This window comes from Halohasta sp. A2 (assembly GCF_056175805.1).
Window position 1 is genome coordinate 1 of record NZ_JAQFWV010000009.1, and the last position, 14,515, is coordinate 14,515.

At 62.4% G+C, this 14,515-nt stretch carries 11 protein-coding genes and 1 pseudogene; 6 read left to right on the top strand and 6 right to left on the bottom strand.

Annotated elements, in window-relative coordinates:
• Positions 1-269: 269 nt before the first annotated feature.
• Complete coding sequence (locus O2S87_RS04375) at positions 270-1,184, bottom strand: serine/threonine-protein kinase RIO2 (RefSeq protein WP_475407585.1); 915 nt, start codon at positions 1,182-1,184, stop codon at positions 270-272.
• A gap of 168 nt (positions 1,185-1,352) precedes the next feature.
• On the opposite strand from O2S87_RS04375, the gene O2S87_RS04380 reads away from it, so the two are divergent.
• Together O2S87_RS04380 and corA are read left to right on the top strand one after the other, a co-directional pair.
• Complete coding sequence (locus tag O2S87_RS04380) at positions 1,353-1,520, top strand: hypothetical protein (protein WP_475407586.1); 168 nt, start codon at positions 1,353-1,355, stop codon at positions 1,518-1,520.
• Positions 1,517-2,510: pseudogene (gene corA, locus O2S87_RS04385) on the top strand (magnesium/cobalt transporter CorA). Before O2S87_RS04380 ends, corA begins: the two are co-directional and overlap by 4 nt.
• 18 nt (positions 2,511-2,528) lie before the next feature.
• Here corA and O2S87_RS04390 read toward each other — a convergent pair.
• Both O2S87_RS04390 and O2S87_RS04395 read right to left on the bottom strand, forming a co-directional pair.
• Positions 2,529-4,010 (bottom strand): HPP family protein, encoded by a 1,482-nt coding sequence (locus tag O2S87_RS04390; protein WP_475407587.1) that lies wholly within the window; start codon positions 4,008-4,010, stop codon positions 2,529-2,531.
• A gap of 129 nt (positions 4,011-4,139) precedes the next feature.
• Complete coding sequence (locus O2S87_RS04395) at positions 4,140-4,601, bottom strand: DUF7575 domain-containing protein (protein ID WP_475407588.1); 462 nt, start codon at positions 4,599-4,601, stop codon at positions 4,140-4,142.
• A 99-nt stretch (positions 4,602-4,700) separates the two neighbouring features.
• On the opposite strand from O2S87_RS04395, the gene O2S87_RS04400 reads away from it, so the two are divergent.
• Entirely contained in the window at positions 4,701-6,461 is a 1,761-nt protein-coding gene (locus O2S87_RS04400; protein ID WP_475407589.1) for a DNA mismatch repair protein, read from the top strand.
• 18 nt (positions 6,462-6,479) lie between these two features.
• On the opposite strand, the gene ileS is transcribed toward O2S87_RS04400, so the two are convergent.
• Both ileS and coxB read right to left on the bottom strand, forming a co-directional pair.
• Positions 6,480-9,635 (bottom strand): isoleucine--tRNA ligase, encoded by a 3,156-nt coding sequence (gene ileS / locus O2S87_RS04405; RefSeq protein WP_475407590.1) that lies wholly within the window; start codon positions 9,633-9,635, stop codon positions 6,480-6,482.
• A 105-nt stretch (positions 9,636-9,740) separates the two neighbouring features.
• Positions 9,741-10,469, bottom strand: coding sequence for a cytochrome c oxidase subunit II (gene coxB / locus O2S87_RS04410; RefSeq protein WP_475407591.1), 729 nt, complete (start codon positions 10,467-10,469; stop codon positions 9,741-9,743).
• Positions 10,470-10,664: 195 nt separating this feature from the next.
• On the opposite strand from coxB, the gene O2S87_RS04415 reads away from it, so the two are divergent.
• The 3 genes from O2S87_RS04415 to O2S87_RS04425 are packed head-to-tail and all read left to right on the top strand — an operon-like array spanning position 10,665 to position 12,951.
• Positions 10,665-12,011, top strand: a complete 1,347-nt coding sequence (locus O2S87_RS04415; protein ID WP_475407652.1) for a heme o synthase — start codon at positions 10,665-10,667, stop codon at positions 12,009-12,011.
• Positions 12,008-12,682 carry a DUF7546 family protein gene (locus tag O2S87_RS04420; RefSeq protein ID WP_475407592.1) on the top strand — a complete coding sequence of 225 codons (675 nt, stop codon included), beginning with the start codon at positions 12,008-12,010 and terminating at the stop codon, positions 12,680-12,682. Before O2S87_RS04415 ends, O2S87_RS04420 begins: the two co-directional genes overlap by 4 nt.
• A 35-nt stretch (positions 12,683-12,717) precedes the next feature.
• Complete coding sequence (locus O2S87_RS04425) at positions 12,718-12,951, top strand: SelT/SelW/SelH family protein (protein ID WP_475407593.1); 234 nt, start codon at positions 12,718-12,720, stop codon at positions 12,949-12,951.
• A gap of 24 nt (positions 12,952-12,975) precedes the next feature.
• On the opposite strand, the gene O2S87_RS04430 is transcribed toward O2S87_RS04425, so the two are convergent.
• Entirely contained in the window at positions 12,976-14,484 is a 1,509-nt protein-coding gene (locus O2S87_RS04430) for a TrkH family potassium uptake protein (RefSeq protein ID WP_475407594.1), read from the bottom strand.
• Between the last annotated feature and the right edge of the window lie 31 nt (positions 14,485-14,515).

Here is a 14,515-nt window from a genome sequence, read left to right on the forward strand (position 1 = left end):
TACACTGTCGTATTGTTGACCGCTTCGACTTCATATCGACAGAAGGCGTCCAATTGCATACAACTTTCACGGAAACTGGACGGAGAAAGCACCGAGAGTGCGATTAATTAGCGGCGCAACGAGGCAATTTTAGTTGGAACGTCGGTCTCATCGCGCCACGTCTTTGATGTACTGCTGTACGGGATTTTGAAACGTTGCGACTCACTGTGCAGCAGCGCTCAGTGCGAATTCCAGGGGTCGAAAAGATATTTGGTATAGCTGCGTATGGTTTATGAATCGGCATACGAGCGAATCGGCGCCAGCTCGTCGACAGCGATATCGGCTGCGAGAGCGCCCAAATTGGTTGAATGAGGGGTTTCAGCGGGATATTTCCGCCGGAAGTAGCTATAGATGTTTTTCAGGTCCCGAGCCAGCAGTTCGTCGCTGTTTGCGTGGTCGGTCGACACCGCCTGCGGCCAATCGAAGATCGTGATCCCTGACTCGTCGACGAAGACGTTGTACTCGCTCAAATCGGCGTGAACGTAGCCCGCCTGGTAGGCCGTAGCCAGTTCCTCGATGATGAGATCGAGAACGCCCACGACCTGTTCGGATTCGAGTCGCGCACGCGAGAGCTCCGCGCCGTCGAGTTTCTCCATGACGATTGCATGGCGGTTCTGGTCGACTGGGCGGGGAACCGACACGTCCGGATACAGCGACTCGAGCGCGTCGTACTCCGTTTCGGCGGCTTTTCGGGCGGTGTAGAGCCACGAGACGTGGTTGTGGTCCGAGGTGTACTCGCGCTCGCGGTCGACTTCGCGGAAGTTGGTATAGCCTTCACGGTGATATTTAAGTGCCAACGGCTGGAACGACATCGCCTCGTAGACGTCGCTTTCCTTGCCGACACCCAAGGGTGCGCCAACGCCGTCGATGGTGTCGCGCTCCGAGAACGTCCGCAAGGCGAGCGCATCGTACCCCTCGAACGTGAGCTGGTAGCCCTCGTACTGGATTGTTTTGCGCTGGATGAGCTCGTATTTCATACAGCGGTCGAGTCGGTAACTGATCTCCTCGCTCGTGAGGCTCGAATAGGTGGGTAGCTTCTCGCGCTGGACCCACTCGGAAAATCGCATTCCCTGTTCGACCCCGGATAAAAGATAGAAATCCTCGGGTTCGAGTTCCCGAAAGAACGCCGCCACGTTCTGAACCATATTCACTGGAGGCTCGCACGGCCTAAAAGCCCGACGAGTCGACCGATTCGGCTTTACTAAATGGTATGGTGCTATACTGAATTAGTTTGTTCGGTAGAGAACAACTCTCGTCGGCTGGCCGCTTTTCGGACCCACATCTTCTTTTGAATCGAACTGAACGGTACGGCTATGGATTCGGGGACTATAGCAGGAATCGGCCTTTTCGGGCTCGGACTCGTCGGCTACATCGCTGGCGCGTATCTCGCCTATCCCGGCCGAGAGCTGTCGCTGACCGCGATCATGGCGGGCATTGCACTCGCTGCGATCGGCAATGGGTCGACGGAGCATTCGCCATGAGTATTCGCGCGATGGTGTACACGGACGCTGGCGTCGAACAGTACGATGACGTGGCGGCTGCGCTGGCCGCCCCCGGCGGAACGTGGGTCCATACCGACGGCGTCGACGCGACCGACCGCGATCTACTCACCGACCGGTTCGGAATCCACCAGCTCGCCATCGAGGACATCCTTGACGAGGGGACACGACCGAAAACCGAGGAGTATGACAGCCACACGTTCGCCCTGCTAAAGACTGTCCGGCTCAGCCAGCGTGAGGACGTCGAGTTCCACAAGGAGGTCCAGAGCCACGCGGTCGGCTTTTTTATCGGGCCCGACTGGCTGGTGACGATGGCGGCGACCGACACCGCCGTCGATCCCGCGGCCGAGCGATGGCAGAAAAACGGCCAGCGGGTCGCCGACCGCGGCACTGATTTTCTCGCGTATCGCATCATGGATGCCATCGTCGACGACTACTTTGCCGTACTTTGCCGTGCTCGACGAGATCGAAGACGACATCGAGGCCGTCGAAGAGCGCGTCCTCGACGAACCCGACCCCCGAATCCTCGAAGACCTCAACGATGTCCGGCGGGATCTGCTGGCGTTTCGGAAGGTGGCGTGGCCCGCTCGTGAGTCGATGTCGCACCTTTCACGAGGGGATATTCCGCAGGTCGCCGACCAGAACGAGAAGTACTTTCGAGATGTCTATGATCACCTTGTGCAGGTGGTCGACCTCATCGAGACCTACCGGGATCTGACCGGTGGCTCACGGGATATCTACCTCAACGCCGTCTCACAGTCGACCAACGACGTGATGAAAACGCTAACTGTCGTGGCGACGATTTTCATACCGTTGACGTTCGTCGTCGGCGTCTACGGAATGAACTTCGCTGACGCTGCGTTTGCGATGCCGGAGCTGTCGTGGACCTACAGCTACCCTGCGGTGATGCTCGGGATGGGGGTGCTTGCCGGACTAATGGTGGTCCACTTCCGCCGCCTGGGCTGGATCTGACACAGCGTCCGGATCACTTCATCCGCGGTGGACGATAGCCAGATCGCAGTCAACGTCGCCGAGGCGCTCAAAGGTGGGCGTCGCAAGGAACCGCGAGACGGAACTTCGGTCGGTACTCGCGCCGAGAACCGTGAGATCGTAGTTTCGGGCGTTGGTCCGGAGGAACGACGTGACCGAACTATGGCTGATCCGTGTCTCGATTGGGTCGGAAAACGATTCGACGAGGGTGTCGAGTATGACCTCGGCGTCGCGTCGGTCCCCGTCCCCGATGCAGGTACAGGCACTGACCGATCCCTCGTTGTCGACGAGCCGGTGGGCAAAATCCAGCATCATGGTGGCCGTCTCGCCCGCTCCACGGACCATCACAAGCACGTGATGCCATTCGGTGCGGCCGGTCGACGGCCGGAAGACGATGGTGTCGGTCGACCCCTGCAGGATCGTCCGGACGAACGGACTCGGCTCACCGTCAGTCGACTCGTAGGGCGCGACGATCAGATCACAGTTTTCCAGCGTGGCGGTTTCGAGGATCGTCTCGCCAGCCGAGCCCTCGGCGGCAACGATGGCAAACTCACAGGGGATGTCGACTGCCTCGCTGACGACTGCTTGGAGGCGTTCGAGTCGCCCACGGTGGTAGTCGGTAAGTTCGGCCTCCGCGGTTTCGGTCGCCACCTCGTCGGTCGCCCCCTCTTCGGCGTCCTCGGTACCGACTTCGTCGGCGTCCTCGGCAACTATTTCGGCGGCGACCTCGGAGGCCGTCTGCTCGATTGTGTCCGTACTGACCGTCTGCATGAGGACGAGTCGACCGGCGTCGTGGGCCACCGCGAGTCGGGCGGCAAAGAGCACCAGCGACTCGGGATCGTTGCTCCGGATCGGGACGAGAATCTGGTCGTCGGCCTGCATCGAGTGAAAGAGGTATCGCGCGCGTTCCTCGTAGAGGTGATCGCGCCAGAGCACGAACACGCCCGCGACCAGTAGGCTGGAGACGAAGACGCCACCGACGAACGCCACCTGCTCGGCCCCGGTCACGAGCACCAACAGCGCCGACGAAAACGCCGAGGGCTCTTCGAGCGACAGCGCCCACGTCGACAGGCCGGTCAACAGGATAGTGAGGGCGGCCGCGCCTGCGGGGACCTCGAAGGGGTCGAGCGGTGCGGTCGTCCAGAACCGGACGCTGAATTCGAGGATGAGCCAGCCGACCAGCGCGCCCAACGAAAGCCCGCCGACGAACGTCCGTGGCGAGGAGTACCGGCCCTCGGGGTTCGAAAACAGTGTGTAGGCCCCTGACGCCAGCGGCGGGTACACCAGAAACGAGACTACCGGCGAGGCGTTGGCCAGCCACGTCACCGCCCCCACGAGCAGCGGGACGAAGACGAGCACCGATAGATGTAGCAGGTTTTGGGGGTGTTCGAGCCACCGGCGTACGGCCCGTAGCTCCCGGCGTTCGAATCGGTGGAGCCGCCGCCGGGCCGTGTGGTACCATTCGCCGAGGAGATCCAGCATTGATCCATGGTAGTCGACACACGGTCATGGACCTTTGGCTCGGAAACTATTGGCTCGCCGGCCAAATCTCTCGTCGACCAACACGGCGGCGACGTGGAGTCGACGAAAAGCCGACTCCAGCAGTCAGCATTAGCGCGAGTCGGACGCTGGTTTGGCGTGGTCAGCCGTCGACAGCGGCTCGGTACACCACGTACAGAAGTCGAGTTCACGATCGGTCGACCGGCCACAGTGGGGACACGAAAGGCCCTCACCGTCAGCGGCCGCTTCCGGATCGACGCCAGATGCCACCGCGGCCTCCTGTTGGTCGAGGTAGGCGACCAGGAGTGCGTCAATGACACTGAAGCCGACGATCACGAGCATTGGGACGTACACTTCAGTCGGAACTGAACTCACGTCGAGGGGGTCGATCGACTCCGGATTGGTCACGTAGACCGATGTCAGGGCGACACCGGCACCGATCGTCAGGAGAAACCAAAGTGCTGACCGACGCCACCGCTGAAGATAGGCGTGGCCGGTACCCGCAATACCGAAAAACGCGCCGACGAGCGCAAAAACTGCGGTGAGCAGCAGTTGCCGTCGTAGGTTGCTCATATGGGGTATACTACATCGACTGTGTTACACGCAAGTATTTGTATCGGATCGATTGCGTAAAGTGACAATCCCTAAGCCCCCCGCGTTCGAGCCTCGCGTATGCGACTCGAAGACTACTGGGGCGTGGGACCGAAAACCGCTGACCTGCTCCGGGAGTCGATCGGCGAGTCGACCGCCATCGCCGCTATCGATGGGGCCGATATCCGGACGCTCGCCGAGGCTGGCGTCCCACGCGGCCGCGCGGTCAGAATCCTCCGCCGCGCCAACGGCACCGCGGGTGTCGACGTTCTCGGAACGAGCGACACCCGAAACGTCTACGACGACCTGTTGACGCTTGCCAGTAGCTACGCGATCACCGACCACGCCGCCGACCGGATCCGCGTCATGACGCCGCTGACAGATACCGAAACAATCGAGCGGCGGCTCAACGACGTGCTGGACGCCAAGGCGGTCTGGCAGGGCCTTTCGACGTCCGAGCGCGACCGTCTCGTCGACGCCTTCGCGGCCTACGATGCCGCCGATGGCACCGACCGCGCCGCGGTCGACGCCGCCCTCGAACTCCGCGCGCTCGGCCTCGACGGCGCGACGTTCGACCGACTGGCCGACGTCGACGAGGCTGCACTCACTGAAGCTGCGGGCGCACTGGGTTACATCCGCGAGACCCCTGACGGGCCGACGGTCGTCAAGGGGGCCGACGACGAACTCGACCGCCTCCGGGCGCAACTCGAGGCGGCCCGCGAACTGAACAACGCCGCCTTCGACATTATCGACACCGTCCGCGACGGCGGCGTCCGGGACATGCAGGCGTTTCAGGGCGGCGTCGTCGACCACGTCGCAAGCGAGACCGACATCCCCCACACCACGATTCGGGGGGCCGCCCCCGACGAGGCGGTCGACGCCGCCGACTTCGTGAGCGCGACGCTCCGGAATCTCGTCGCGGACCTCGAATCCAACGTCGACGATCGCGAGAAGGACGTTATCGCCGACCTCCGGAGCCGAATCGAGACCGCCGACGAGGATGTGGCGACCGCGGTCGACGCCGTCGGCGAGATCGCCGTTTCACTCTCGCTGGGTCGCTTCGCCGCCGAGTACGACCTCCGGCGGCCGACGCTCGTCGACGACGGGCTGGCGGTGGTTGAGGCCCGAAACCTCTTTTTGTCGGGCGATATCCAGCCGATCACCTACGGCGTCGGCAGCCACGACCTGACCGACACGCCGCGGGTGCTCTCACCGCCGACGGGCGACCGTGTGACCGTTCTGACGGGGGCGAACTCCGGCGGGAAGACAACGCTGCTCGAAACGCTGTGTCAGGTCGCCCTGCTCACCGCGATGGGCCTGCCCGTGCCCGCCGACCAGGCGGAAGTGGGATTGTTCGATACGATCGTTTTCCACCGTCGGCACGCCTCGTTCAACGCCGGTGTACTGGAGTCGACGCTCAAGTCCATCGTCCCGCCGCTGACCACCGGAGGGCGGACACTCATGCTTGTCGACGAGTTCGAGGCGATCACCGAACCCGGACGCGCCGCCGACCTTTTAAATGGACTCGTCTCGCTGTCGGTCGACCAGTCGGCGCTGGGCGTCTACGTCACCCACCTCGCCGACGACCTGAGTCCGCTCCCCGAGACGGCCCGTATTGATGGGATCTTTGCGGAGGGACTGACGCCCGAGTTGAAGTTACGAGTTGACTACCAGCCGCGCTTCGGGACCGTGGGCAAGTCGACGCCGGAGTTAATCGTCTCGCGGCTCGTGGCGAACGCGACCGACCGGGCCGAGCGGGCCGGATTCGAGTCGCTGGCTGCGGCTGTGGGCGAGCAAGCAGTCCAGCGGACGCTTTCGGACGCGCAGTGGGACGAAACCTGAAAAGAAAAAACGCTGTTTTTATGCCGTCTGCTCGGCCGCCACCGCAATCCCGATCGTCACGTCGACACCTTCGATCTCCCACTCCTCAACGAGATCACCCGCTGCCTCTGGGTCGTCGACGAACTCGGCGGCTCGAACCTCCTCGCCGATGAGGTCGCGGTGATCGTCGACGAAGCCTTCAATTCTCGCGTCGTCGACGGTGAGCCCCACACGGATTTCGGCTTCGACGTCCAGATCCAGTTGTTTGCGCATTTCCTGAATCCGCCGGATCACGTCGCGGGCGTAGCCCTCGGATTCGAGTTCCTCAGTGAGCAGGGTGTCGACGTACACAGTTCCACCGTCGAACTCGGTCCCCGAGACGTGTTCCGGCGGCTCGCTGTGGTAGGCAACCATCTCATCGTCGAGTTCGACCGTTTCACCGTCGACTTCGATTCCGGCTTCGATCTCCTCGCGCGAGGCTCCCTCGACCGCCGCCATGACCTTCTGGGCGTCGGCACCGAAGGCGGGACCGATCTCGCCCATCTGTGGGTCGGCGAACTCCTGGAGTTCACCGAACTGTTCGGTGAGCTCGATTTCGCGGGCGTTGACCCGTTCTGCGAGCAGTTCGGAGAGGTGGTCGACCGCACGTTCGACGGCCTCGTCGTCGGTTTCGACGACGATCCGCGAGACGGGCCACCGGAGCTTACGACCGCCGCGCTGGCGGGCGTTGGCGGCGGCCTCCTCGACCGATCGAAGAACTGCCATGTCCGTCTCCAGTTCGGGGTCGTGGAGATCTTCGTCGACCGTTGGCCACGACAGGGCGTGAAGGGTGGTCTCACTACCGTCGACGATCTGGTACATCCGCTCGGTCATGTACGGCGTGAACGGCGCGAGCAGTCGGATAACCTCGTTCATCACGGTCGCAAGGGTTGCGTAGGCTCCGAGCTTCGACGGGGAGTCGCTGTCGTCCCACATCCGTTCGCGGGTCGCCTTGACGTAAAACCGCGAGACGTCTTCGGTGACGAAATCCAGAACCGTGTTGAGCGCGTCGTGGATGCGGTACTCCTCGAACGCTTCGGTCGCCTCGCGTTCGACGCCCTGCAAGCGCGAGAGTACCCATTCGTCGACGACGGTGAGTTCGCTCTCACTGAGGTCAGGATCGGCGGGGTCGTAGCCGTCGAGATCCATGTACGTGAGCGGGAAGCGGAACACGTTCCACAGGATATTCAGCCGACCGACCATGCTGCCGAGGCCGTCCCAGTCGAACGAGAGGTCGACGCCCTGCTGGTCGTGGCTCAACAGGTAGGCCCGAAGCGGATCGCGTCCGGCGCGCTCGATGGCCTCCTCGGGTGTCACGATGTTGCCGACCGATTTGGACATCTTGCGGCCGTCTTTGTCGTTGGCGAAGCCGTGCATCAGGACCTCCTTGTAAGGACTCTCGCCGAAGGCAGCGGTTCCCATCCCGAGTTGGGACCAGAACCACCCACGAGTCTGGTCGTGGGCCTCAATGATGAGGTTGGCGGGCCACAACTCTTCGAACTCCTGGATTTCGCCGGGGTAGCCGATGGTCCCCCATGTCGCCACCGACGAATCGAGCCAGACGTCGAAGACGTCCTCGATCCGGCGGTAGGTCGTGCCGTTTTCGGTGATTGTGAGACCGTCGACCGTCGGTCTGTGGAGGTCGACCTCCTGGGGGTCGACCTCCTGGTCGGCACGCTCGGCCAACTCCTCGCGGGTACCGATGACGAGCATCTCCTCTGTGAGGTCGGTCGACTCGCTGTCAGCATCTTCGGGAATCCAGATCGGGATCGGGATACCCCAGTAGCGTTGTCGAGAGACGTTCCAGTCGGGAGCGTTTTCGATGAAATCCCGGAATCGGTTGTCGCGGGCCCACTGGGGGTGCCACTCGGCGTCTTCGATGTTGTCCAGGAGTTCGTCTTTGATATCGGTGATCGAGATGAACCACTGGTCGGTCGTCAGCTGAATGATGTCAGTATCGCAGCGCCAACAGTGGCCATAGGAGTGTTCGTACGTCTCGCTCGCAAGGAGCGCGTCGTTGTCGTCGAGGTCCGCGATGATCTCGTCGTTGGCATCCCGGACGAACTGGCCCGCGTACTTGCCACCGGCGTCGGTGAACGTGCCGTCACCACGAACTGGGCAGAAGATGTCGAGACCGAGTTCCTGGCCGCGGTGGAAGTCCTCCTCACCGTGGCCCGGCGCGGAGTGAACCAGCCCGGTGCGGTCGGCCTCGACGAACTCGGCCGTGTACACCTCTCCCGCGCCCGCGAAGCTCGGGTGCTCGGGGACCTCCTCGGCCAGCGGGTGATCGTAGGTCCAGCCGACGAGTTCCGAGCCACTGAGTTCGGCTTCGATCTCGTAGTCGTCGTACCGCCCCTTGGCCAGTACGTCGTCGACACAGTCGGCGGCGATGTAGAGCACGTCCTCTCGGTCGCCCGTGGTGGCTCGGACCTTGTTGTACGCGAGCTCCTCGCCGACGCCGACGAAGGTGTTGGCGGGGACCGTCCACGGGGTGGTCGTCCAGATGACGAGGCTCCCCTCGCGCTCTGTGAGGGGGAACTTGACGTAGATCGAGGGGTCTTCGACCTGGCTGTACTCGACTTCGTTGTTGGCGATCCCGGTTTCACACCGCGGACACTGCGAGATCGAGCGTTTGCCCTGCTCGACGAGGCCGCGCTCGGCGACCTGCTTGAAGCCGTACCAGGCGGCCTCCATGTACTCGGGGTCGACCGTCTGGTACGGGTCGTCCCAGTTGAACCACGCGCCGATCGACTGGAAATCCTCGTCCATCGCCTCACGGTTCTCTTGGGCGAACGCCATACACTCCTCGATAAATGCCTCCATGCCGAACGCCTCGATATCCTGTTTGTTCTCGAAGCCGAGTTCCTCCTCGACTTTGACCTCGATCGGCAGGCCATGCATGTCGTAGCCCGGTCGGTCGGTGACATGGTGGCCGGTCATCCGTTTCTGGCGGATGACGGCGTCTTTCAGGGTTTTGTTCCAGGCCGTCCCGAGGTGCATCTGGCCGGAGGTGTACGGTGGGCCGTCGACGAAAAAGAAGGTCGGGTCCTCGGCGTGGGCCTCCTTGGTAGCCTCGTAGGCGTCGTGGTCGTCCCAGTAGGCTTCGACCGCCTTCTCAATGTCGGCGGGCGAGTACTGGTCGGTGACATCATCCATACTCGAACGGTGTTTTCGGGTGTATATCAAAACGGTGGTCCTGGCCCGCCAGCCGTCGACCGAGCCGCCACTGGGTAGTCAGTAGAACGGAAAATCGGGTCGGCGTTACTCGTCTTCTTCGCTCTGCTCGGCGAGCCAGTCGTCGTACTCGTCTTGGTCGACGACCTCGATGGTGAAGTACATCTGCGAGTGCGAGAGCCCACAGTACTCCGAACAGTAGCCCTGGTAGGAGCCTGTCTCGCCAGCGTTCGTCTTGATCGTCGAGTTCTGGTCGGGAATCGCGTCCTGCTTCAAGCCGAGATCGGGAACGTGGAAACCGTGGATGACGTCATCAGAGGTGACTTGGAAGTACAGATCCTGATCCTCGGGGACGACGATCGTTGGCCCCTCACCGCCACCCTCGACAGTGACGTTCTCGTCGGGGTACGTCATCGTCCAGCCCCACTGGTAGGCCTCGGCCTCGATGAGCACGTCGTTGTCGTTTGGCGCAACCTCCTCGTCACCAGCGCCGAACGTCACGTTCGGGTCGGCCATAACGCCGTAGGAGGCCACACCGACGAAAAGCAGGATGAATGCGGTTGCGACTGTCCAGGTGATTTCGAGCCGTCGGTTCTCTTTGGTCGGTTTGGGCTCGTCGTTGTCCTTGAACTTCAATACGGCGTAGATCAGGATCACCTCGACCAGCAGCGTGATCGGCAGGGCGATGTACAGCAGTTTGTTGTTCAACTCCGAGATCAGATCGGCCGAAACTGACTGCGCGGCAACCGGCTGGGCCAAGAGAACCAAAACGGCCGCCGACAACAGCGAAGCGAGTGCGAAACGCTTGGCGTTCATGCTGTTTCGAAGTTTGCATGGCCGACCTAAATACCTACTGACTTGCTACCTGTCGGCATCCTTACGGCGTTCACGCACACTGACTTGTCGACCCTCGAAACGGGGCTCCTATATATGCCGATACCCAAACTATCGGTAGTGACTTCGAGTACCCGATCACCGGATCGGTTTCCCGGCCTGCTGGCGGCGACAACGATGGGTGTCTACCTGCTTTTGACAGTCGGCGTGGCCACCGCACTCACCGACGCCGCCGCAGCGTGTACGGCGTGGCCAGCCTGCGGCACTGGCTGGTCGGTGCCGACCAGCGTCGACGGCTGGGTCGCCTTCGGCCACCGGATTGCCGCGGTCCTTGTCGGTCTCGGCGTACTCACAACGACCCTTGTCGCCTGGCGAACCGATACCAGTCGACGGGTTCGCGCCGCGCTCACGGTTGCGCTCGTACTGTACCCGGCACAGGCCGGTCTCGGTGCGCTCGTCGCGACCACCGGCGGCACCGAACTGCTTTCGCTCGTCCACTTGGGCGCTGGTGTACTGATTTTTGGAAACCTGCTGGCCGCGCTCGCGTGGTGGCTCGAAGCCGAAACCGGCGATCCTGAGGACGTGCCGGTGGGTCAGCCTGAGGCCGCCGAACCGCTTGACCCAACCGCGCGGCCACCGATTCCGACCGCTCGGGTAGCGCGTGCCAAAGCTACCCTGTTCGCCTACTTCCGGCTCATGAAACCGCGGCTGATGTGGCTGCTGTGTCTCGTTGCGGCCGCCGCGATGGCGCTCGCCGGGGGCCCCGGACTGACGGCGTACACGGCCGGGGCGACGCTCGTCGCTGGCTCGATCGCGATCGGTGCGTCGGGGACGTTCAATCACGTTCTCGAACGGGATGTCGACCGGCGGATGGCCCGAACCAACGACCGACCGCTGGCGACCGACCTCGTCCCAGTTCCCAACGCTGTCGCGTTCGGCCTGCTTTTGACCGTGATTTCAGTGGGCCTCTTTTGGACGATCAACTGGCTGGCCGCGGTGCTCGGCCTCGTCGCCATCGTCTTCTACAGCGTCGTCTACACGTTGATTTTAAAACCCAACACCGTCCAAAACACCGTCATCGGCGGCGCGGCCGGGGCCTTGCCCGCGCTGATCGGCTGGGCCGCGGTGACCGGCGAGATCGGCCTCGGTGGGCTCTTGCTGGCGACGCTTATCTTCCTGTGGACTCCCGCACACTTCTACAACCTCGCGCTCGCCTACAAGGACGACTACGCCCGCGGCGGCTTCCCGATGATGCCGGTCGTCCGCGGCGAGACGACGACCCGGCGACACATCCTCTGGTATCTAGGGGCGACGCTGCTCGCGGGCGTCGCGCTGGCGGTCACCGAACCGCTCGGCTGGCTCTACGTACTGACAGGCGTCGTTTTCGGCGGGCTCTTCCTCTGGCTGGTGATCCGGCTGCACTACGAGCAGACCGAGTCGGCCGCCTTCCGGGCGTTCCACGCCTCGAACGCGTATCTCGGCTTCGTGCTGTTGGCGATCGTCGTCGAAGGCCTCGCATTATGAGCCAACACCAGGGAATTTCGATCCCGATTCCAGCCGACCGTCGGCTCTACTGGGGTCTGTTTATAAACACGCTGCTGGTCGCACTCGGCCTCTACGTGCTGTTGACGCCCGCGAGCCTCTCGTCGCTCCGGCTCGTCGGCTACGGGCTGCTGTGGCTCACTGTCTCGGCATGGGTAATCAGCAATAGCAATCCAGCTCCCACATCACTCCGTGTTCGTCGACGGGCGGCGGCGGTAGCCACCGCCTACTTCGGCCTGTTGTTGTTCGCTGGCGGTGTCGTTGGTGTCGGAATCGGCGAGGCCGCGACAGGCTTTCGGATCGCCTGGCTTCCGTTCGGCTTCGGCCCGGCGATGCTGTACAGCGGGTCGTTTGTCACGATCAACCTCATTCCGATTTATCTGGTCGGCTACAGTGCGCTGGCGTATCTAGTGTACGTGACCGTGTTGGATACGGTCGGCTCGGCCGCCGCTGGTGTTATTGGCCTGTTTTCGTGCGTCTCGTGTTCGTGGCCCATAGTCGCCTCGTTGGCCTCGTCGATTACCGGTGGCAGCTCAATTCTGGTTGCCTCGGCGACGGAGATCTCCTATGGCGTCTCAACCGGCGTCTTCGTTCTCACCGCCGCGCTGTTGTACTGGCGGCCGGTCTGGCAGGGTCGACTCGTCGACCGGTAGGTGGCCTTTTCTCGCTGTCGGGCCAACGATAGGCCGTGACTACCGTCGAAATCGAGTACTGTGTTCCCTGTGGCATGCTGGATCGCGCACTGACCGTCGAAGAAGCCATCCTCCGGCAGTTCGGCGACCGACTCGACCGTGTTTCGCTGGTGACCGGTGACCACGGGATCTTCGTTGTTCGTGTCGACGGCAAGCAAGTTTTCGATAAGGAAACCGACGCCTTCGACGTCGAGGAGATTCTGCGGCTGATCCGACCGCACGTTCGGTAGGTCGGCCGCACGGAGGACCGTCGATCACGAGCGCCAGAAGGCGGGCGTCAGAAGGACGAGCACCGGAATGATCTCGATTCGACCGATCCACATCACGACGAACAGCGCGGCCTTCGTCGTCATCGGAAACACGTCGTAGGTGCCGTACGGGCCCGCGGGCCCGAACGCCGGTCCGATGTTGAGAAACGTTGACGCGGCCGTCCCGAGCGCGTCGAACTCGTCGAAGCCGGTTTCGTAGAGGCCGACCCGTGCGCCGTCGACCACGATCAGGACGGTCACCAAGAAGACGCCGACGACCGCCAAGAGCGTGTACGAGTAGATCCGTCGAATAGTGTCTTCGTCGACCGGGCTACCGCTCAATCGGACCGGCCGGATCGCCTCGGGGTGGATCACGGTGTACAGGTCTCGACGGAAGGCTTTGAAGACGACCAGCCAGCGGAAGGACTTGATCGAACACGTCGTCGAGCCGGCCATCCCGCCGAGGAACATACACATCAAAAGGAGGTGTTTGGCGAACGGCGACCAGAGATCGAAGTCGGCGTTGGCGTAGCCGGTCGTGGTGATGATCGACACGACATTAAATAGCGACTGGCGAACCGTGTCGACCGTCCCCTCGCCGGTCGGGTTGCCAGCCAACAGGAGGATGAGTGCCACCAGCGCCGAAAAGACAAGCACTGTCGAGAGGTAGAATCGGAACTCCTCGCTCTCTCGGAGTCGCTCGACGGTGCCGGTGAGCACGAAGTAAATGAGGACGAAACTGGTCGAGCCAAGAAACATCACCGGGATCAATACCCACTGGACGATCGGTGCAAACGCCTCGATACTGTCGGGTTCGGTTGAAAACCCCGCGGTTGAGACGCTGGTAAAGGCGTGGGCGATCGCGTTGTACAGCGTCATATTCGGTGCGAGCCCGACGAGATGGATGGCGTACAGCATCGCGATCGTCGCGAAGGTGAGTCCGAGATACAGTTTGCCGATCAGCCGGGCGGTGTCCTCGATGTGGTGGGTGAGCTTGTCGACGTTGTCGTACTGGGTTTCGGTCTCCATGAGCTGGGCGCCACCGACCGAGAGCCGCGAGAGGATTGCGGTCGCCAAAATCAAAATGCCGAGCCCACCGAGCCACTGGAGCATCTGTCGCCATATCATGATCGAGCGGGCGTGTATGTCGAACTCCCGGAGGACGGTTCCGCCGGTCGTCGTCAGCCCGCTCATCGACTCGAAGGCGGCGTTGATCGGGTGGGCGATCGTCCCTTGGCCAGCCAAAACGAACGGAATCGCCCCGATGAGTGCGACCAGAAGCCACGTCAGAGAGACCATGAGAAACGCCTCACGCGGGCCAAGTTTCGCGCCGTCTTCGAGCTGTTCGAAGCCCAGACCAAGCGCCAAGGTCGTGCCAATGGTGGCGACGAACGGCACGACCGACTCGCCGTAGTAGAGCCCGACGAGCAGGGGAAAACACAGTGGCACGGCAAGCCACTTGAGAACGCCGCCGGTGAGATTCAGACTATACCGCCACGAAACTCTGACGGGCATTTAGTTATCCATTACCTAACGTGTACCCTGC

Bases quoted from the DNA above. Each gene is read 5' to 3' on its own strand.
- O2S87_RS04430 (WP_475407594.1), bottom strand. From the start codon at position 14,484: ATGCCCGTCAGAGTTTCGTGGCGGTATAGTCTGAATCTCACCGGCGGC.
- coxB (WP_475407591.1), bottom strand. From the start codon at position 10,469: ATGAACGCCAAGCGTTTCGCACTCGCTTCGCTGTTGTCGGCGGCCGTT.
- O2S87_RS04390 (WP_475407587.1), bottom strand. From the start codon at position 4,010: ATGCTGGATCTCCTCGGCGAATGGTACCACACGGCCCGGCGGCGGCTC.
- O2S87_RS04420 (WP_475407592.1), top strand. From the start codon at position 12,008: ATGAGCCAACACCAGGGAATTTCGATCCCGATTCCAGCCGACCGTCGG.
- O2S87_RS04415 (WP_475407652.1), top strand. From the start codon at position 10,665: ATGGGTGTCTACCTGCTTTTGACAGTCGGCGTGGCCACCGCACTCACC.
- O2S87_RS04400 (WP_475407589.1), top strand. From the start codon at position 4,701: ATGCGACTCGAAGACTACTGGGGCGTGGGACCGAAAACCGCTGACCTG.
- O2S87_RS04375 (WP_475407585.1), bottom strand. From the start codon at position 1,184: ATGGTTCAGAACGTGGCGGCGTTCTTTCGGGAACTCGAACCCGAGGAT.
- O2S87_RS04395 (WP_475407588.1), bottom strand. From the start codon at position 4,601: ATGAGCAACCTACGACGGCAACTGCTGCTCACCGCAGTTTTTGCGCTC.
- O2S87_RS04380 (WP_475407586.1), top strand. From the start codon at position 1,353: ATGGATTCGGGGACTATAGCAGGAATCGGCCTTTTCGGGCTCGGACTC.
- ileS (WP_475407590.1), bottom strand. From the start codon at position 9,635: ATGGATGATGTCACCGACCAGTACTCGCCCGCCGACATTGAGAAGGCG.